Annotated in this window: 19 protein-coding genes; 16 read left to right on the forward strand and 3 right to left on the reverse strand. The window is 44.5% G+C overall.

Going from position 1 to position 20,774, the window contains the following annotated elements:
* The first annotated feature begins 235 nt into the window (after window positions 1–235).
* The 9 genes from AAA946_RS22070 (at window position 236) to AAA946_RS22110 (ending at window position 10,387) form a co-directional block, all read left to right on the forward strand.
* Window positions 236–3,685, forward strand: a complete 3,450-nt coding sequence (locus AAA946_RS22070; RefSeq protein ID WP_338166896.1) for a PAAR domain-containing protein — start codon at window positions 236–238, stop codon at window positions 3,683–3,685.
* A 323-nt stretch (window positions 3,686–4,008) separates the two neighbouring features.
* Window positions 4,009–4,488, forward strand: coding sequence for a hypothetical protein (locus AAA946_RS22075; RefSeq protein ID WP_338166897.1), 480 nt, complete (start codon window positions 4,009–4,011; stop codon window positions 4,486–4,488).
* Complete coding sequence (locus AAA946_RS22080; protein WP_338166898.1) at window positions 4,466–5,260, forward strand: hypothetical protein; 795 nt, start codon at window positions 4,466–4,468, stop codon at window positions 5,258–5,260. The genes AAA946_RS22075 and AAA946_RS22080 overlap by 23 nt, the downstream gene beginning before the upstream one ends.
* Window positions 5,261–5,414: 154 nt before the next feature.
* Window positions 5,415–6,224 carry a hypothetical protein gene (locus AAA946_RS22085; RefSeq protein ID WP_338166899.1) on the forward strand — a complete coding sequence of 270 codons (810 nt, stop codon included), beginning with the start codon at window positions 5,415–5,417 and terminating at the stop codon, window positions 6,222–6,224.
* A gap of 427 nt (window positions 6,225–6,651) precedes the next feature.
* The gene (locus AAA946_RS22090) at window positions 6,652–7,428 is read left to right on the forward strand and encodes a hypothetical protein (RefSeq protein WP_338166900.1); all 777 of its coding nucleotides are present in this window, start codon (window positions 6,652–6,654) and stop codon (window positions 7,426–7,428) included.
* A 49-nt stretch (window positions 7,429–7,477) separates the two neighbouring features.
* A complete protein-coding gene (locus AAA946_RS22095; RefSeq protein ID WP_338166901.1) occupies window positions 7,478–8,218 on the forward strand; it encodes a hypothetical protein in 741 nt (246 codons plus the stop codon).
* 39 nt (window positions 8,219–8,257) lie between these two features.
* The gene (locus AAA946_RS22100) at window positions 8,258–9,058 is read left to right on the forward strand and encodes a hypothetical protein (RefSeq protein ID WP_338166902.1); all 801 of its coding nucleotides are present in this window, start codon (window positions 8,258–8,260) and stop codon (window positions 9,056–9,058) included.
* A gap of 10 nt (window positions 9,059–9,068) precedes the next feature.
* A complete protein-coding gene (locus tag AAA946_RS22105) occupies window positions 9,069–9,839 on the forward strand; it encodes a hypothetical protein (RefSeq protein ID WP_338166903.1) in 771 nt (256 codons plus the stop codon).
* 71 nt (window positions 9,840–9,910) lie between these two features.
* Complete coding sequence (locus tag AAA946_RS22110; protein WP_338166904.1) at window positions 9,911–10,387, forward strand: SRPBCC domain-containing protein; 477 nt, start codon at window positions 9,911–9,913, stop codon at window positions 10,385–10,387.
* Between the two features lie 29 nt (window positions 10,388–10,416).
* On the opposite strand, the gene AAA946_RS22115 is transcribed toward AAA946_RS22110, so the two are convergent.
* On the reverse strand, window positions 10,417–10,899 hold the full coding sequence (locus tag AAA946_RS22115) for a GNAT family N-acetyltransferase (protein ID WP_338166905.1): 483 nt from the start codon (window positions 10,897–10,899) through the stop codon (window positions 10,417–10,419).
* 130 nt (window positions 10,900–11,029) lie between these two features.
* Here AAA946_RS22115 and AAA946_RS22120 point away from each other — a divergent pair, with 130 nt between their 5' ends.
* Complete coding sequence (locus AAA946_RS22120; protein ID WP_338166906.1) at window positions 11,030–11,923, forward strand: DMT family transporter; 894 nt, start codon at window positions 11,030–11,032, stop codon at window positions 11,921–11,923.
* Window positions 11,924–12,073: 150 nt separating this feature from the next.
* Window positions 12,074–12,733, forward strand: coding sequence for a hypothetical protein (locus AAA946_RS22125; protein ID WP_338166907.1), 660 nt, complete (start codon window positions 12,074–12,076; stop codon window positions 12,731–12,733).
* Here the strand turns inward: AAA946_RS22125 and AAA946_RS22130 are convergent.
* Window positions 12,703–14,484 (reverse strand): SgrR family transcriptional regulator, encoded by a 1,782-nt coding sequence (locus AAA946_RS22130; RefSeq protein WP_338166908.1) that lies wholly within the window; start codon window positions 14,482–14,484, stop codon window positions 12,703–12,705. The two genes, AAA946_RS22125 and AAA946_RS22130, sit on opposite strands and share 31 nt — an antisense overlap.
* 694 nt (window positions 14,485–15,178) lie before the next feature.
* Here AAA946_RS22130 and AAA946_RS22135 point away from each other — a divergent pair.
* On the forward strand, window positions 15,179–16,309 hold the full coding sequence (locus AAA946_RS22135; protein WP_338166909.1) for an OmpP1/FadL family transporter: 1,131 nt from the start codon (window positions 15,179–15,181) through the stop codon (window positions 16,307–16,309).
* A 67-nt stretch (window positions 16,310–16,376) separates the two neighbouring features.
* On the opposite strand, the gene AAA946_RS22140 is transcribed toward AAA946_RS22135, so the two are convergent.
* Complete coding sequence (locus tag AAA946_RS22140) at window positions 16,377–16,853, reverse strand: L,D-transpeptidase family protein (protein WP_338167223.1); 477 nt, start codon at window positions 16,851–16,853, stop codon at window positions 16,377–16,379.
* 306 nt (window positions 16,854–17,159) lie between these two features.
* Between AAA946_RS22140 and AAA946_RS22145 the strand changes: the two genes are divergently transcribed.
* The 4 genes from AAA946_RS22145 (at window position 17,160) to AAA946_RS22160 (ending at window position 20,746) form a co-directional block, all read left to right on the forward strand.
* On the forward strand, window positions 17,160–17,879 hold the full coding sequence (locus AAA946_RS22145; RefSeq protein WP_338166910.1) for an SDR family oxidoreductase: 720 nt from the start codon (window positions 17,160–17,162) through the stop codon (window positions 17,877–17,879).
* A 310-nt stretch (window positions 17,880–18,189) separates the two neighbouring features.
* Window positions 18,190–18,330 carry a hypothetical protein gene (locus tag AAA946_RS22150; protein WP_338166911.1) on the forward strand — a complete coding sequence of 47 codons (141 nt, stop codon included), beginning with the start codon at window positions 18,190–18,192 and terminating at the stop codon, window positions 18,328–18,330.
* Between the two features lie 172 nt (window positions 18,331–18,502).
* Window positions 18,503–19,828 carry an IS4 family transposase gene (locus tag AAA946_RS22155; protein ID WP_338164986.1) on the forward strand — a complete coding sequence of 442 codons (1,326 nt, stop codon included), beginning with the start codon at window positions 18,503–18,505 and terminating at the stop codon, window positions 19,826–19,828.
* 192 nt (window positions 19,829–20,020) lie between these two features.
* Window positions 20,021–20,746 carry a sulfite exporter TauE/SafE family protein gene (locus AAA946_RS22160; RefSeq protein WP_338166912.1) on the forward strand — a complete coding sequence of 242 codons (726 nt, stop codon included), beginning with the start codon at window positions 20,021–20,023 and terminating at the stop codon, window positions 20,744–20,746.
* The last annotated feature ends 28 nt before the right edge of the window (window positions 20,747–20,774 follow it).

The raw sequence follows: 20,774 nt of genomic DNA on the forward strand, positions 1-20,774 counted from the left end.
TCCACCAGTGTTGCGAGTTTAAGTGACACTTCAATGCCAATTTGACGAAAGCTATATGTCGATAACATGAAGATACTGACACATTTAATGCCATAAGCTTGCGTTCAAGCTTTGCAGAAAATGAATCAAAAGTACTAGTCCCTAAGAGGCGCTTCGCACTTTATGCAACCTAAGTTATATGGCTACCTACACCGTGCTAGCATCGCTCGATATTTAGTCTATTTTAGAGTTCGAAATGGGAAAGCCCGCCGCGCGAATCGGTGACCATCACCAGTGTCCAGAAACCACAGCTAAAGTCTCCCACATAGGAGGGCCCGTTGCGGCTGGCTCGTCCAGCATCACCATCAATGGTATGCCTGCCGCCCGCAAAGGTGACAAACTGATTTGCGTTGGTCCTCCAGACACAATTAAAGAAGGCTCTTCTTCCGTATTTATCGATGGCAAACCCGCAGCGCGCATGGGAGACGGAACGGCACATGGCGGACAGATTGTTGCAGGCAGCGCAAATGTATTCATCGGCAATGCCGGCAAATCACCTGCCGCCTCATCAAGCTCTGGCAATAAAACAAAGACGTCTGAATCTAAGCAAAGTGAGTCTAAGTCCGAGTCGTCATCAAACTTTCCATCTCAAAGCAGTTCACCCCAAAGCGATTCATCAAAAAACAGTAACCGAGGTTCTAAGACCGAAAATAGCGCATCTAAATCCAATCATGCACTGGAGCAAACGAACACTGCAGCAAGCCCCCAGAACGAACCAGAAGAAGTCGCTCTGCCTATTTCAATTATCCCGATTCGTTATGCTTACGACACCGAGTTTCTCTCCAATCCACCACCTGCGCCATACGCACAAGATAAGCTTAATCGAGTGTTGCCCAAAATTACCCGTCAACTCCGAGATGGCTGGGTCTATGTGTTTGACGAAACTACCAAAGAACTCAAAGAACACCAGATAAATGGCGCAGTCATCAGTAACGGTGGCATTCACTATCCTGAAGGAACGACACTAAGTCTCGCGTTTTCCCTGTTTCAATGGACACCGAGAATTAAAAGCACGCTCAGTGAACAGGCGCATCTTCGAGCTCGGTTTATGCGTCGGATCCGCTGTCAGCAAGCCCCTCAAAAGCATACCAGCAACGAAGAAGGTTTAGATTCACTCGCGGATAATCATGTAGAACATCAATTCGCTCACAGCTCGTCGTCCGCATCGGGACAATCTGACCACCCACTGAATCATGTAAAACCCGCCTTCGACTCAGCACAGTGGTTAGCCAATGCAACAACCCCAGACAAGTTAGTCGTTGCCCTAGATGACCCTTATTCCGACCTTCAAGACCTGACCTACCCCATTCTCAACGATATCAGCAATTATCTCGCTATCACCGAAGGGGATGAACAAACTCAACATAAGTTACATATGGCGGAGGTTGTACGCAACATTGCCCATGTACAGCTCGAGGAGAAGCAGTTTCCTAGTACAGTATCACTAGACAACTATATTGATTTTGAGCAAGACCTCAACGACTACTTTGGCGCGAAATACGCAGAAGAGCTATTGGCGAAAACTAGACCAAACGTCAGTCCATATAAGATGCAAATGACCACAAAAGCACGTGAAAAACTATCGACGAAATGGAACTATACCCCTGATGATCGTCTTTTTTCTAAATGGCAAGCCAAACAATCGCTCGCCAGCAGTGTGGACTGGGCCCGGCTCAATCAGTTCTCTCGCGGCTATTACCAGCAATTTGAAAAGGTTGACGCTCAACTCGCTCTCCATATCGACTTACTCTGCGCACTCATCCGTGAACTCGATATCGACCCAATCTCTATGGGTATAGATAATCAAACCCGTCAAGGTATGTCACATTACCTTGAGTTGACGGATTTGGTGGTATCATCTTTGACCGCCGCCGCTCAACACAGAGAAAAATACCAACAACCGATACAACGTATTCTTAACGAAAAAAATCTACTTTCTTTAGCGCCATATGGCGGTAGCCAACATTTAGCAGCCGCCGTCAAACAGCACTTTGAATATGATCCAATTTTTGTTGGTTTCTCTCAAGTTTCAGATATTCTCAACATAGCCAATAACTTTACAAGCTGGATTGAAATACCCGAGGTTCGCGAGCTAGAACTGATCAACAAACTCAATCAGTCTACTCAAATGGTTTTCGAGGCACTTAAGGCATCGGTTACCAGTTCAATTTCGGATGCCTTTGAACGTCTACTACTTGCAATCTTCCCTATTACAACATCCAAAGGCTCATCACCCAAGCGACTCATTCTAATGTCTCTATGGGGCGCTACCGTCAACCAATTTACCTTAAAAATCAATCGTGAATACCCGCGACTAATGCAAGACGCACGCGCTCAGATCCGTGACAACATCGAACGTAATAAGGCCCTTTTTGATCAAAAAGTAATGCGGCGTGGGCAGTGGGAGAAGTTCTGGAGAGAGCAATTAAAGCGAGAACAAAAGTTCGTTAACTCGTTGAAAAATAGCGAGTTCGTCACTATAGTTAACAACGATCGCGCGACTCAGTTTCGAAACAGAGTGATGGAACAGGCCAAACAAATTTTTTCCTCTACTTACAAAAAAACTAAAGCGAACATCAGTCACAACTATAACTCAGTTGGAGGGTTGAATGCTGCCATCGTCGGCTTAAACCTACTTAACCTTACCCTGAATCTAGACCAGTTAAACACGCTACCAAATGGCAGCCAAGCCCACAAAAAAGCGATGCAAGACACTGGAGTGAGCGCTTTATGGACATTATCGGCAATTGGCGCGGTGACCGAGGCTGCAGCTAAGTATTCATTGAGTCGTAGCTCAAAAGGCATGCTTCAAGAGAGTCTAAGAGATATTACTCAGAGCTACAAAAACTCCGCATCTAAATTAAGCATCAAAATGCTCACGAGAGGATTAGCCGTCGGCTCGGTAGCCGGTGCACTTGCTGGAGCGATTGATGCTTATCGGGATACAATACGAATCTCCGATGGTGATGTTCCTACCTTGACAAAAGCACTTTTTTTTACAAGGGGAACAGCATTTGGCGCGCAGTCATTGGCTTTTGGTACCTATTTTGTGCGAGCATTTATCTTAAATATCAGCTATTCGACGCTCGTTACCTCGTTAATTGCATCGACTATGTTTTGGGCCCCCATAGTAATACTAGTAGCTAGCTTTGCGCTCATCATGCTCGAGAAGAGCCCACTGCAAAAGTGGTTACTCCATAGCAGTTGGGGAACCAACCCAAAGAACTGGGGCCCGAAACAAGAGCTGTATAACTACTACAAACTGCTATTGCAACCTAAGGTAGAACTTGTTCAAGTTCACTACACATATGCTCCCGACTATCCCACTTATCCAAATCGCGCCCCCATACGCCCAGAGTACAGCATTGTTAAGATACTGATTCCAGACGATTCGCCTCCCATGGCTCTGAGCTTAAAAAGCGGTGGTCAAATTGCTCTAGGGGAGTACATACGGCAAAAACAACATCGTTACTATCAGTTTCGCGTCTACAGTTCATCGCATAGAGCCATCATGCAGCTGTGTTATGAACACGACCAGAACCTGAGCTACTTAATCACACTAAGTGATCACGAACATATTACAGTAGCACACAATGAACACCCACCTAAGCATGATAATGCCCTGATCATAGTAGGTGAATCATAATGTCATCTTTCCAGCAAGCCGCCTGCTACGACTTGACCGTTGACGAGAAAACAAATCGCCTAGCCAAAGCACCTGCCTTCTATAGCTGGACCGTTACCCCTAATAGACCTAGGTGGACTTGGGGGACGGAGGCGGTCTATTTATTAGTATATACAATCGCAAGCCTTTACTTTTTGCAGTCTTTTATAATCAAGGATGACATGTTCCTTTTGTTTGCAGCTTTGTTCCTGTTTCTGTTTGGGATCGCTTTTTCTATGTACTTTCATCACACCGTCCACAAACCATCTACCTATCATTATGAACTTACACACTATGGCGTACGAATGGCCATTAGATGCAATGTCAATGAAGCCTTTTATTCCGCGATACGAATATCGGGCTGGATTGGCTGCGTCGTATGTATTGTAGCCTTTCTGGTGATTGGGCCACTCGCCTTTGCTGGCGCCGCCGCTGGCGCATTAATGGCTCCGAAATTTACCCAAGTACGCAAAGTCACTCGTCATGACGCGTTTTTGATAGACAACAACATTAACTTTAAATACCTACGCCGAGATTGGAGTATTTCCACCCACCCATACTCCCCTGAGGGGTTAGACTGGCATACCTATATAGAACACCGAAGTCGACATGAGTTCTACATTCAACCAAGAAAGCTCTATCAGCTTATCACGCATCTAAAAATGGCAACCAACGTTGTCGAATCCCGAGAGGTTTACACCCAAGAAGACCTCAGACGGATCTTCTGTTGGGACGACTTCCAAAAATCAGAAAGCAATGACCATGAACATAAAACGACTCAATAGCCCTGTCACTTCAAGTTACACAGCTAACGCTGGGGTCATTCGCACTCAACAACCTAGTCACTTTTTAACCGTTGATGAAAAGACGCAGCGCCTTATTAAAGCACCAGCTATCTATTTCTGGACAGTTACGCCACCCAGATATAAGTGGTTATGGGTGACAGAAGCTGTCATTTCGTTGATATGCACCACCGTTAGCTTAATCATTGTATTAAGCCAGATAATGGAAGCTAAAGAGGTACATTGGTACGGTGCTGGTGTGTTTTTCTTTGGCGGTAACGCCCTAGCTCTGTATTTCCGTTATGCAGTTCACAAACCATCCACCTATCACTATGAACTTACACACTATGGCGTACGAATGACCATTAAATGCAATGTCAATGAAGCCTTTTATTCCGCGATACGAATATCGGGCTGGATTGGCTGCGTCGTATGTATTGCAGCCTTTCTGGTAATTGGACCGCTCGCCTTTGCTGGCGCCGCTGCTGGCGCATTAATGGCTCCGAAATTTACCAAAGTACGCAAAGTCACTCGTCATGACGCGTTTTTGATAGACAGCAACATTAACTTTAAATATCTACGCCGAGATTGGAATATTTCTACCAATCCACGTTGTGATGACGGCTCTGATTTTAACGCATACCTCGCTCACCGCAGCCGGTATGAATTCTATATTCAACCCCGAAAACTATATCAACTCATCACCTACATAAAATTGGCAACCAATGTTGTTGAATTTAGAGAGGTATATACCCTTGATGACCTCAGAGAGTAATAGATTTGAATGTTTCGTCATAATTTACGTTCGGAATTTTCTCAAAGAGAAAAAGGTAAGACTTCTTCTTGATTAGAATATCTTCAGTGCTAATTTCAAATAGCCCAGAAATTGACAGTTAAGATACAATATATTTATCTCGAGAGATAGAGTAATGACTTTAAACGCAAATGATGATTCCGACCTAGCAACTGCAACTGCAACTGCAACTGAAACTGAAACTGAAACTGAAACTGAAACTGAAACTGAAACTATAGATAGTAAACTGATGGCGCTTGAAGAAGCCAAACCGATTTTCTCCTGGACAGTAACTCCTGTCCGCGCAACCTACGATTACATCTTTGTCGGATTTTTCGTTTGTGTTGCAGTTTTTGTAGGCCTGTACATGTTTATTAATAACGCATCAATATGGATAGTGCTGTTTATCACTCTATCTTGCTCACTCATACCTATATCTTCTCTATTTACTATGTTCCAACCTTGCACCTATCGTTTTGAACTGACTGAATACGGCATTCGAATAGCAAAGACAGACAACGCACCAGAGTTCTTCTACTCCGCCACCCGCAAAGCCGCTTGGATAGGGTGTATAGCATGTGTCATCGCCTTTTTCGCGATTGGCCCATTGGCTTTTGCTGGTGGCGCAGCATTTGCTCTAATGGCTCCGAAATTCACTCAGTTTCGCAGATGTACTATTCGAAAGAATTTCTTTCTCCATAGCGCTGTATCATTGAGGTACTATCGTGAAGCTTGGCGTCTATCCATCAGACCCCATTATCCAACAGAAACCCGATACTCCGTTTACTACAATCATGCTTCCCCTTTCGATTTTTACATTGAGCCACGCAAACTCTACTTACTAGTAACAGCATTAAAGAGTGTTACCTCGGTTAAGGAGGTGGTTGGTGTCTCTCAAAATTGCGAACTTTTTCCTATCCATAACTTCGTCGATGAACACGAGTAATAATAAACACTATGAATCACTCTATTATTCATGTACGACCTTTAAATGAACTTAATTAAATAAACTAGAGATAGTACACAAGAATAAGCACTAAGAAGAATAAAAAGTACTAGTCCCTAAGAGGCACTTCGTACTTTATAAAACCTAACGTATATTACTACCTACACTGTGCTAACATCGTTCGATATTTAAGCTATTTTACAGTTCGAAATGGGAAAAACCAGCCGGGCGAATTGGTGATAATCATCAGTAGCGGAGGCATCCAATACTCGGAAAGAACCACACTGAGTTTGGCATTCTCCCTGTTTCAATGGACACCACGGTTAAAATACATGCTTAATGAACAGGCGTACCTTCGAGCTCGGCTTATACGTCAACTCCACTGTCAATAACACACCAGCGATAATTAGCAGGAGCAACCGATGCAATGGAATTAAGTCAAAATTATATTGATAACCGTTTCACAAAGTTAAAGACAGCGAAAGCGATATACCGCTGGAAAGTTACGCCCCCAAGATTGACTGTAGCAGTACTCTTCGAAGCTATCTTATTGCTAATATTTTTTATACTAAGCCTGATCATGGCTTTCTCAGGAGATGAATTGAGACTAATTCCCGCTTTTCTATTTTTCGTTTTTGGCATCTCATTAACCCTACTCTTCCGTTATGCAGAAAATCAACCAAGAACCTACGAATTTGAACTAACTGAGTTTGGTATACGTTTTTCGATTCACGATAACGCACCTGAATTCATTTATAGATCTACTCGATACGCTGCATGGTTCGGATGTTTTCTGTGTATTGTCGCTTTTCTTACCATTGGACCTTTAGCTTTTGTTGGAGGAGCGGCATTTGCCTTAGCGGCGCCAAAATTTACTCAGTTTAAAAAACCCGTTCATCACCATTTATTCTTAGTTCACCGTTATATTGACTTTCGTTACTACCGGAAGCAATGGCGTGTTTCTACACAGCCTAACTATCCAATGGAACAAGACTGGAATATGATATCAGCTCACCGCTCTCTTCAAGACCTTTATATTGAGCCGAGGAAGCTGTATCAGTTAATAACATACTTAAAGTTCAACTCTAATCTTATCACTTCGGCAGAGTCATATAGCTTCGAGGAGGTTAGAAATTTCCTTTCTTATGAGGAATTTGAAAAATTGAGTGCCAAGCAGAAAAATGAAGGGCACCATTATTCCTAGCGAAGAAACCCTCTGCTCAAATACAAGACGCCACATTAGCGAGAATATAATGTACAACAAAATTCTAGGGAATAACATTACCAAGCAAGAAGCATTAAACGAAGCAAATTCAATACTCACATGGGTGGTAATTCCAGAGCGAGTAACAAGCGATTATATTTTAGTTGGTTTTTTTCTATGTATTCCCGCCTTTGCTGCCGTGTATATGTTTTTGAATGATGCCCCAACTGTATTACTACTATTTATTACAGTTGGACTTATACTCGTTTGTATCTTTCCTCACTTTACGATGCTAAAACCTCAAATATATCGTTTTGAGCTTACGAAACTCGGTGTCAGAATAGGTATCACGGACAACGCACACGAAATATTTTACTCAGCAACCCGTAAAGCCGCTTGGGTTGGGTGTGTTGCATGCGTCATTGCCTTTTTTGCTATTGGCCCATTGGCTTTCGCCGGTGGTGCCGCATTTGCTTTAATGGCTCCGAAATTCACTCAGTTTCGTAGACGTACTATTCGAAAAGATTTCTTTCTCCATCGCACTGTATCATTGAGATACCATCGTGAAGCGTGGCGTCTATCCATCAGACCCCATTATCCAACAGAAACCCGATACTCCGTTTACTACAACCATGCCTCCCCAGTCGAGTTTTACATTGAGCCACGCAAACTCTACTTACTTGTAACAGCATTAAAGAGTGTTACCTCCGTTAGAGAGGTCGTTGATGTCTCTCAAAATTGCGAACTTTTCCCAATCTATGATCTCGTCGAAGGGCATGAACAATTATAAAAATAGAAATCACATCATTATAAAATAAAGGGCTTTCCAGTGAACCTAGTAAAATGCGAAGAACCAAATATAAAACTAGCAAAGCAAGAACAAGCAGCAGCTAAAGTAAAAGACTCACTAGTAATATATTGTTGGACAACAACTCCTCCAAGAAGAAAACTGGAACTAATTGGAGAGTTTATTTTTTTAGTAGTCTTTATTATCATTGGGATAATCATTGCTTTCAAAGACCATGAGTACGCTATTCTCTATGGTATGGCATTCACTAGCTGGGGAACACTCCTAGTATACTTTTTACACCACATCATCAATCAACCCAAGACATATAATTTTAGCCTCAGCAGTCATGGCATATATGCCTCTGTACATGAAAATATACCAGATAGAATATACTCCATAACTAGATCACTGGCTCGACTTGGCATTTTAATCTGTATTATAGCTCTATTTTCAATTGGTCCCATGGCATTTTTAGGGGGAGCTGCATTTTCCTTGCTGGCTCCAAAATATAGTAAACTTCACAAAACCAGAAGACATTTCTATTTCCCAATACATAGGTATATAGACTTTCTCTTTTATCGACAGGAGTGGCGAATTTCTATCCACACCAATTACCCTGCAGAGAAAGACTGGGAAATACATTATGCTTACCGCTGCCCTCAAGAGTTATTTATCGAACCCAGAAAGCTTTACCAACTTATCACTTATCTAAAAACCAACTTTAATATTATAACCGCCAAGGAGGTTCACAGCTTCAAAGATGTCACCTCGTTTATTAGCCGAAGTGAGATCGATGATTTAAATAAAGGCTTATCCAATCAATTCAAACCCAATCATTAGAGAGCAAGCAATGTACAGCCCAAACTTCAAGATAAATAAACTAAGACAATTCAATATAACTAATCAAAAAGACAGTGCCAGACAAAAAAGATTAAACGAAGCCGAATCAATTTTTACATGGACAGTAACCCCTAGACGTGTGACTAGCGACTATATTATTATCGGATTTTTTGTCTGTCTATCTATTTCTGCTGGTTTGTATTTATATATTAACGATGTATCAATAGGCTTTGCGTTATTTTCCACCACTTTATGGCTTCTCATCTGCCTCTTTAGTTACTCTACTACGCTCAAACCTCAAACCTATGACTTTGAACTCACGAAACACGGAGTGCGGATTGGCACTACGGACAACGCACATGAGATATTCTACTCTGCCACCCGAAAAGCAGCTTGGATAGGATGTATTGCATGTGTCATCGCCTTTTTCGCGATTGGCCCATTGGCTTTTGCGGGTGGAGCGGCATTCGCTTTAATGGCACCTAAGTTTACTCAGTTTAAAAGACAAACCGTGTATAGCTCTTTCCATTTCCATGAAGTTGTCTCATTCAAATACCATCGTAAATCTTGGTACATGTCGATCCATCCTCACTTCCCGACTGAGACACGACAGTCCGTGTACTACGATCATATGTCACCGTACTACTTTTTTATTGAACCCAATAAGCTATACCTTTTTATCTCAGCACTTAAAACCGTTACTTCAATTAAGGAAGTCAAAGAAGTAGAGAGTCTTGATGAACTAAGACCTCTCCCTGACTTCCCTACAAACTCTGGATGATGAGAAACTAAGCTTACTTCGCAAAGCGCGTATATAGTTAAAACATCCCCGCAACACCATGCGAGATGATTATGAAAGAGTTAAAGCAAATACAATGGCCCGAGTACTTTCACCCCAAAAATGCGCCGGTTCATGTGAGAAACGAGAAAATTGTGCCGACAGACTGTGAGCAGGTGTGGTCTTGGATTGTTCGCGCCCCCTGTTGGCCGAACTGGCAGCATCGTAAGACACTAGTGCAGATTGTAAAAGGTGACAGCAATGAGCTACACAAAGGGACCGTATTTATCTGGGTGACGAAGACCATGCGGTTTGAATGCACCGTCGTTGAGTACGAGCCGTTTGAACGTATTGCGTGGCGAGGGAAAACAGGTGGGGTCGATATGTACCACGCTTGGCTGATTACTCCTTGTACCCAAGGGTGTCACATTGTCACCGAGTCAACGCAACGCGGTGGTTTTCGCTGGCTCACAGGTCTGTTTGTTAAGAAGCAGCTCGATGCCTACCACCAGCATTGGTTGGAAACACTGGCGGCCCAAAAGAAAAGTTAATTAGAAATGGGAGACGGAGAGTCTCGTTTCTATAGCGTTTTCAGCATCCACACATCACAGCCATTGTGCAACGTACCCGGATAAGGTTTCGACAGGTGCTCAAAGCCAGCAAGCTCATAAAGCTTGATAGCCGCCGCCATTGAACTTAGCGTATCAAGGTAACAGCTTTGGTAGCCCTGCTGCTTAGCGAACGCCAGACATTGCTCCGTGAGCTTTTTCCCCAATCCAAGTCCGCGACTTTTCGGCAGCAAAAATAGCTTCTTCAACTCACAAACCCCAGCGTGCTCACCAAACGGAGCGATACCACCGCCACCGACCACTTCGCCATCCACTAAAGCAACCAAATAGAGGCTTCCCGCTTTTTCATGGTAGTGCTCACTCATCGCCAACACTTCAGGATCGGATGGACCAAAACCATCACCAATCGCACCATATTCTGCACCAACCTTTTTGATCACATCACACAGCGCGTGATCATGCTCTGCGGCCACTTTTACTACTTGTACATCCATTGCGTTTTCCATTGTGATTGAGAGAGGATCGACGATACTCATCTGAGTAATATATCTTATGAACAATTCTCTGTTTAGCTAATGTTGGCAACGAGTTAGGATTTACTACAGATTTTGATAGGCCGTGACCATGAATAGCACTGTTACCCTTTCCTTTGCCGCAATGACGGCTTTTGCATTCAACTCACTACTGTGTCGCCTAGCACTTGGCAGTGATGCTATCGACCCGGTGAGTTTTACTTCAATTCGACTTGTCAGCGGAGCCGCGACACTTATTGTTCTTAGCACCTTGATTGCTCGTCGGCAAATACCTCAAACACTAAGTGCGTCGATTCCATTGAAACAATCTTTAGCACTAGGGGCTACTTTGTTTGGTTATGCGCTACTCTTTTCTCTAGCGTACATTACTTTAGATACTGGCACCGGGGCCCTGATCTTATTCGGTACCGTACAGTTTGCGCTTATCATCCACCATCGACTTACCGGACATACACTCACCCCACTCGAAATGCTCGGCATGTTCGTCGCCGTTGGCGGTTTTATCTTGCTACTGCTACCGGGGGCTGCTCAGCCATCCTGGTTAGGAGCAAGTCTTATGCTGGCCTCTGGGCTCTGTTGGAGTGGTTTTACGTTACTGGGTAAGCAAGTGAGTTCACCAATTCTGGCAACGAAGCAAGGTTTCATCGTCGCCAGTGTGATGGTTTTAGCTTTGGCGATATTTAGCCAGGTGTTGTTCACTTCACCGAGTACATTCTCTGTATCCGGCATCTTATATGCCCTGCTTTCTGGCGTCATCGCTTCTGGGCTCGGTTATTATCTTTGGTATCGTCTGCTACCGAGCATAGACGTACTGCAAGCATCATTGATGCAACTGAGCGTGCCTGCAATCGCGATGTTTCTTGGATGGGGGTTGCTAGCAGAAGCGCCGTCTTACCTGTCATTGCTGGCAACTGCATTAATTTTGTCAGGCATCGCCCTAACGACATGGGCTAAGTCTCGCTCCGCTGTGGAAGTCACTAAATAGCCATTTATACTAATCAACTATAGATACTAAACAACAATGAATACCAAATAGAAATCTAGATAAGATACAAAACCTTAATTGGTATCTGGGCGCAATCTGCACTAACTTATAGCCAATATAACTTAGTCCGAACTGCCTATTGAGATGCCAATGAGAACTCTATTATTACTCACCCTTGCCTCCTTACTTCCGGTTGCCACCACATTCGCAGCCAGCGATGACGCTGTAGCGACAGCCAGCACCGCTCAAACGTCTGATAATGAGGCTGAACAGCCTCTCGTAAACATAAATATGATGTTGGATCTCGACGGCATCGAACAGTCAATAAACCGCTCCAGTGTTGCTATTGATAACCTAGCAACGTCGCTGACTCTACTGTCACAAAATGAAAGTCTGAACGAAGAGCAGCGTCAAGTGTTAGTCGATACTATGGATAACATTAATGAGTTAACCGAGATGTCCAAATCGTCTCTGGCGGCGCTGCCTGGAGCGCTAGAACAGTCTCAGAACTCCATCGCCAACAGCACAAAAAAGTTCGCTTATGATGTTCGTTTTAACGTACTACTACTGTTAGCACTGTTAGTGCTGTCCATTGTATTGGCATTAGTGGCGGCATACTGGTTATTGCTGCGCCCAATGCAAGGTACCATCTTGAACGCGACACGCAACGTTTCCAAAATGGCGTCGGCGATTCATAAAACCGCCGAATCTCTTGAAACGACGACCGAAAACCAAAAAATCATCACGCAGCACCTGCATGAGTCTGAGTCTCTCCCTACTCAGCCAGCAGACCAAACATCACGCAACTGAGGCCAACCCCAAGAGGTGATCTCAACGCCTTTTATCACACCTTCAAAGCTCAATGTTTGCCTATGGTGGAACATTGGGCTTATCACCCCTTCATGGATCAACATAGAACCAAATGGCTCTAGCTCAGTAAGATAATCTTTGGCCTCGCAATGAGCACGGATCTGGTTGATCTCTTTAATGAGCCAAGCACTCAGATCTTCACCAATCGTTGTATGAAGAACAGGATCACTTAAAAAGAATAAGAGCGCCGAAACCTGATAATTGTCATCGAGGTTGAGACTACTCAGCACTAACTCTTCTTCAAACCCTTGGTTGAATGACTTATCAATAAACTCATCAAAGCTATAGTCATTCAGGATTACCTCTACCCCTTGCTGTTGTAGAAGCCGCTTCATCGCCTTAGCACCACGAGTGATCCCAGGGTGATGATAGAAAGCAATATTCAGCGTATCGGGTAGCATTACAGTCTTAGAGCTCAGACGTTTAATCGGCTGCCAAAAAGGGAAGAAGTTGGTCGCATTTTGAGCGCCAAACTTCTGGTCATCCCGTTGCAGTTGCTTCCAAATTTGTTCTCCACTAAGAGTGTGGCTTAACCAACGACGTTGCTCATGATTCAGATTGGTATTACGCTGATTAAAAATCATGAACATACACCCATGTTCGATACGAGCTCTTGAATCTGTACTCACCTCACTTTTACCTTCGCCCGCTAAATAGTCGAGCTCTGGATGTGAAATTATGGGTGTTGCTTCATGGCCCACACGGTCGGTGACCGTATGATTGCAACCGGAGGATTGTTCCGAAAACAGATCCTTCTTAAGCGACCATATCGATACCTGATCAGTCAAAGCTCGCAAGCCGTGGTAGCGTTCATTGGCGGTCAGTTCCATTTTGTCCGGTGTATGTTCAGCCAACGAAAATACGCCGCAGCCTATCACAGGCTTTGGTGTAGAGTTCGATGCCGAGTTAAATGACTCACTCGGTTCAATGGAATATTTAAGGTCGGTAAGCAGTGCTGCAAACCCTTTGTCTTGCCGCGCCAACGTTACCTCGAGAGTATTCTCTCCCACCGCTACGATACTCACCACATGATCCAGCTCATTTCGAAAGTAAGGCAACGTTTGTGCGTAAGCTAAACTTTCCGACACCGCTTGTGCGTCCACGCGGCTGCCATTGTGGAAATAAACCGATGGGCGAAGGTAGAATCGCCAGACGTGAAAGTTTTGCTCAGCCTCCCAATGATGAGCAATATCCGCGACAACGTCTCCTTGCTCATTTAGCGTCACTAACCCAGCGTGTACCTGACGAATCAAAAACCGCTCACTGTTGCGATGTGGCCGACTCGGCGATAACACAGTAAATGGACGGTTGTAAGTCAACTGCACTCTCACTTTGCCTTCAGAAACCTGCGCACCGGCGTTTTGTCGCAACAATTGGCCAAACGCAACTTGGTCATGATCCAGAAATTCTAACGCCTTATCGTATTGACTCGACTTCACCCAGCCCGATGCCACATCTCGTTTGACCTCTTCATCATTTATCGTACGAATTAGCGTTGAGCGTTGATTGCGCCCAACTCTTGGGATCCAAGATATCCAGCGCTTTTCAGTCATCATTTTGAGGATTGATCTAGTGTGGCGAGGGCTGGCGAACAGCATCTCTGACACCTGTCCTAAAGTCACCGCGTACTCTTTGCCCAGTTCCAAGTCTAACAGGCGCTGATAATAGCGATACAGGTTAATAGATTCCAATAATAGGTACTCCAAATGAAAAGGGGCGTTCCTCATTTTAGCTATAAATGAAGTTTTTGGCGATTAAGTCGATACAAAACTCCAATTAAGGCACCAAACTACCTCTAATCGATCTGTTTTTAGTTTCCCTATAAAAACTCATACTAGGCACATGTTCAAAGACAAGTACAGCCGGAGCCCCCAAATGAAAACCAATCGCCAAGCAAAGCCAGCACACCCATTGACAACCTATTACTTGAACCAGATAGCCAATCAAAAACGGCGTCCTCGCTGGCAAACTGAAGCGCTAATTCAACTAGCCAAAACTTGTCAGTTCCTTAAATAAATCGAATTGCGATAGCTGGAGGAAGCATGTTTATGCTCCCCCCCCCAATTAAACATTTCTATTTCCCCGGCTATCGCTCCTTCAAAACAACTATTCACACCAAACCACCCAGACAAGAAAAGTCTGACACCCGGTCAACAATTCAACCGCCCGAAAATCACCTGCGTCTACTCACAGCAAAAGACCTCGGGGACAACGAGCTTCATAGCAATCAAACAGTTAGCCAATGTTCACGTTATTTAGTGTTTTCGTGACAGGTTCACTGAAGCAATTTGCCCACAGATTGACATCTTTGTTCACACATATCTGTCCATTGGCGAAAAATCAACGTGCTAAACTATGCGTCCTTTTCACTCACCCATTACGAACATGTCTTTCACACAACGTGTTGCAATCACGGCCTCTGTTGGCTTGTCGACGTTAATGCTAACGCCAATTTCAAGCGCTACTGGGCTTAATTTTTGGGAATCGTCCACCTCTAACAGTGCTCTTGCCAGTGCAAACGGTGCATCTGCGGTCGACGCCAGTATTTTGGCGACAGCGCCATCAAGTATGACGCAGTTAAAGTCAACTACGGTAACGGCGAGTGTGACTCGCTACCAAGTGGACACCGATTACGACATTTTGGGAACCAAATCCGCTTACTCCAAAGCCAACCCCATTCCGGCTGGCTTCTTAGTGATACCCCTAGAATCAAACTGGTATGTCGGTTTGGCCGCCTACAGCCGCACCGCAGCGGATATTTCTATTTCAGAGTTCAAACTTCCTCCGCCACTTAACCTGCGTATCTTGGATCAAGCCCGTGTGCGCCCTATTGTGGTCTCCTTTGCCCCAAGCGTAGCGTACAAAATGGGGGATGTGAGTCTCGGTGTGACTGTCGAGTATCAATACGCTGACTACCTTCTTGAACGCAATGACTGCAATTTCTGGGGCAAATGCAGCCTAGAAACGACAGAAGGAAATACCAATGGTTGGAGCGGTGCGCTAAGCGTCACATGGCAAGCTAACTCGTGGTTAACACTGGCAGCTACACATAGACTAGCGAGCGATTTCGGGGACAGTAATATTCAGTTTGACCTGCCATCCATAACCAGCGTCTACGGCACCATCGCAATCACTGACAACTGGTCTTGGCATAACACCTTCAGCTTGTCGCGTTGGGATGGACAAGGTGTGACTTATGCTGATTACAGCGATCCTATCCAACTACTCAAGGGATCTCGTCATAGCAAACGTTATGCAACATCGATGGAGTACAGAATTGGTAATTTGGCGCTGCGTGGTGGTGTAAGCATCGATGAAGCGATTGATACATTTGGCGGGGAAGATATGCGTTATCGCCTGGGTGCCGCTTATTCTTTCAGTGAACATCTAACTGTGGATTTAAGCGGTTTCAGTGAACATTACGCGAGAAAGAACGTGAAAGTGACAGACGATCTTCAAGTGGACGTGCTCAATCAAGGCTACGGCATCAGCCTGGGCATGACTTATCGTTACTAGGTTCGGTTAATGAAGACAAGTGCTCTGCTATCCAGAGCACTTGCTTTGTGAAGTGATTCGCTCTTAGTTACCAGCGAATATAGATTGGGGTGCCAATTTTTACCAAAGACACAAGTTCATCCATCTCCTCATTGGTAATCGCGATGCAGCCATTGGTCCAATCAAAGCTCTGCACAAACTGAGGGGCACGGTGATCACCGTTTTTTAGGCCATGGATCTTAATGTTGCCACCTGGACTCACACCCAGGCTATCTGCACGTTTTCTGTCTCTTAGGTTGGGATAACTGATGTGCATTGAACGATAGAAGGCCGAATCATCCATAACAAAATCTAGATAATACTTTCCCTCAGGGGTGCGATTGTCACCTTCTTGAATTTTGTGACCGCGCGGGCTCTTACCCAATGCAATCCGATACTCGCGAACCACAACATCGCCATCCATCAGATACATTCTTCTAAGAGATTTTTTTACTTCAACCCGATCAACCACCGTGACTTTCTCAAGCTCAAAAGCTTGTGATTGCGCTGGCAACGCGATAACCATAAACAAAACCAATAACCACTTATACATCAGTTTTTCCTCTTGTGCCTCTTGATCGGCATCTGCTGCGGGAGGCAGATTCTACCCCTTAGCCTCCATGGTTCCAACGAAAAATCTCACCATGAAGATTCAGTATCCGCGCTATTTTCTGTAAGCAACTGAATACAGTATAAGAACAAATTCAACCGACTTTTTTGTTGCTATATAACAACACTGTTTTCATTAAATCTCCATATATCAACAATAATAAATTTACTAAACTAGTCAGCAACTTCACAAAGAAGTCCAAACGATAGTTAAGGTGAACACATGAAAAAGCTCGTTGTTATTACAGGTGCCAGCTCTGGTATTGGTGAGGCCATTGCGCGCCGTCTAAGTGCTGCAGGCCACCCGCTACTACTACTCGCGCGTCGCGTTGATAAACTGGAAGCACTGCAATTACCCAACGTATTGTGTGAAAAAGTGGACATTACCGACAAAGCCACTTTCGAAGCTGCGATTCAAAAAGCAGAGCAAGCCTTCGGCCCTGCAGATGCGCTCATCAATAACGCGGGAGTCATGCTGCTGGGACAGATCGATAGTCAAGATGCGTCAGAATGGAAGACCATGTTTGATGTGAATGTGCTTGGCCTTCTCAATGGCATGCAAGCGGTATTGGCCCCAATGAAAGCACGTAACACGGGGACCATCATCAACATCAGCTCTATCGCTGGTCGTAAAACTTTTGGCAATCATGCTGCTTACTGCGGCACCAAGTTTGCGGTACATGCCATTTCAGAAAATGTACGTGAAGAAGTCGCTGAGTCAGACGTACGCGTTGTTACCATCGCACCGGGTGCTGTCGAGACGGAACTGCTGTCACACACCACTTCTCAAGAAATCAAAGATGGATATGACCAATGGAAAGAGGTCATGGGTGGCGTGCTTGCTGCAGATGACGTCGCTAGAGCGGTTGAATTCGCCTATGCGCAACCTCAAAACGTGTGTATTCGAGAGATAGTTCTCGCTCCTACTCGTCAGCAGCCATAAACCTGCAATTTTACCGTCAGGCGATACTCAGAAGTATCGCCTTTTTTATTGCATTTCATTAGACATTCACACCAAAAATAATTAAATTTATCTGACTGGAACGCACTAAATAAAACATTAGTAACGCACTCAATAAAATTATTACAAATCGTTTAGTTTGTAAGCAGTTGTAATTCTATGACGCACTCGATTTTTACAGAACATAGTGACGTTATCTTCATTATTAGTAGCGTTGTCTCGCAATTTACTTCTCTGTGCTGGCGTAAAATATCGTTAGTCAATAACGCTTCCTGATTAAAGGAGAAGTAAAATGGATAAAATTATCAACACCTTAGGGTTATGTATTATCGCAAGTAAGTATGCAGTTGTGCTCTTAATGGCGGGGATCACATTCAGTACTGGTGTGGTCGCAGCAGAGCTACTATGCACAGGGATGGAAAACTCTGATTGAGTGTTTGTAGGGAATATATTGCGACAAACCTCTATTTAACCTTTTCGTTGCTTTATATTTTATTGGGGAGCATTAGCTCTAATGCCGATCAGTTAAACATTAATCGGCAGATCAATTGAATGATCCCACCAGTGTGTAAAAATCCGATAGACCCTGTTTATCGGATTTTTTTATGCACGTTTCTCAAGCCCTCGACATCATCAACAACTACAAACCAAATCAAGTTGAAACTCTCGCAGACCTCTTACCTATTGAACTCATCAAAGAAGCCTATGAACTGACAGATACTGTCACCCTTAGAAAACGAAAACTGACTTTGGAATCGATGGCATGGCTGTTAGTTGGAATGGCTATCTATAACGACAAGTCTATGGCTGATATCGTAAATATGCTCGACATTGTTGACCGTTCGGGTAAGCCGTTTGTTGCTCCAAGCGCACTAACACAGCGCAGAAAAAGTCTCGGTGAATCTGCCGCTAAAGCTCTTTTTGAGTGTACTCAAAGCCATTGGTTCGCACACGCTAACCTTCCAAATTGGAATGGGCTTACGTTGTTAGGTGTCGACGGGGTCTTGTGGCGCACTGAAGACACGGAAGATAACGCTAGCGCTTTTGCCAAGCCCACCAATCGAGACGGTATAGAAACGCAGTATCCACAGGTTCGCATGGTATGTCAGATGGAATTAAGCAGTCATTTAATCACAGGCAGTGCCTTTGACTGTTATAGCGTCAATGAAATGAAGTTAGCAGAACAACTCATAGAAACAACGCCTGATAATAGCTTAACGCTCTTCGATAAAGGCTTTTACTCTCTTGGTTTACTGGATGCATGGAGCTCACAGGGGCTCAATCGACATTGGCTTATCCCGATGAAGAAAGGTCTAAATTATGAGGTCGTTCAGTCTCTTGGCCGACAAGACAAACTAATAAAGCTGAAGAGCAATCCGCAAGCGCGTAAGAAATGGCCGAAGTTAGGACAAGAGGTTGTTGTACGTTTAATCACGAGAGTCAAAGACGGCAAGCAATACGATGTTCTCACTTCAATGCTTGACCCTATGCTTTATCCAAAAGCAGATATTGTAGGTTTATATGGGTATCGTTGGGAAATTGAACTCGGCTACAGGGAGCAAAAACAATATATGCTAGGGAATCGCCTTACGCTGCGCAGCCGACTCCCAGAGCTCGTTAAACAAGAACTCTGGGGGATATTACTGACATACAACTTAGTCAGGTATCAAATGGTTCAGATGTGTAACACATTGAATGGCGACTACTTACCATACCAACTTAGCTTCAATGGAGCATTAGCTCACATCATGCGCCTGATAGTGGGGCTTCCATACTCGTCACCAGGAGCAATACCGAGGCAACTCCAAAACTTCTACTCAATGAGCGAGAGCCTAATACTTGAGCCTAGGCGGGAAAGATCCTTCCCAAGGGTAGTGAAGAAAAAGCCAAGCCGATACCCGAGAAAAAACAATGCCGCTCACCTTAAGTGAACGGCATTAGAGCATTAGCTCCCCTTTTTTTATATCATTTTCCTACAGCTTACCAATAAAATATAGCGCATATTGGCCTCCAACCATCACTGTTCTCACAAAGCAAGATTTCTCATCAACTCACAGTGCCTCTTGCACCAAGTTGCGGGTACAATAGCCACTTCTCGCTCTGTTGTTTGAAAAGGACAATTCATGTTCGCTGATTGGTTCAGCCACACCTCACTTATCGCAATGCTGCTGATTTTTGTTGGCTCCTACGTGCAAACCGCTATCGGGTTTGGTCTGGCGATTGTCGCCGCGCCGTTATTGTTTCAGGTATCTCCAGATTACGTTCCTGCTCCCATCTGCTTGGTTGCGCTGTTCATCTCTTTACTCAATGCGATGAAGCACCGCAGCAGTATAGCCATCGGCGGACTTAAAATGGCCATCATCGGACGTGTTCCTGGTTCCATCGCTGGTGCAGCGCTACTGCTTTATGTGTCGACACAAGTACTCTCATTGTGGCTAGGGCTACTGGTAGTCTTTGCCGTTATTGTTAGCTTACTTCCGGTGCGTATCGAGCCAACGCCAATCAGAATGAGCATTGCAGGCTTTTTCTCTGGCTTCTTTGGTACCAGCAGTGGCATCGGCGGCCCTCCGATGGCATTACTACTCCAGCATCAAGAAGCCAATCAGCTACGGGGAAACTTATCGGCGTTTTTTGTCTTTAGCTCGTTTATCTCGCTCGTAGTGCAAGCACCAATTGGCTTTCTTACCACACACCATCTGTTTATCACGGTGCCATTGATCCCTGCAGCTTGGCTTGGCTATCAATTAGCGAAACTCACCACCGCATCGCTACCAAAAGAGAAAGTCCGTTTAGCAGCACTGGCACTCTGCTCACTAAGTGGCATCACCGCCATTTGGCAAAGTTTCTAATCGCCTCATCCCTGATCTGCAGACACAA

Origin of the sequence: Vibrio sp. 10N, from assembly GCF_036245475.1 — a bacterium.
In the GTDB taxonomy this organism is placed as follows: domain Bacteria; phylum Pseudomonadota; class Gammaproteobacteria; order Enterobacterales; family Vibrionaceae; genus Vibrio.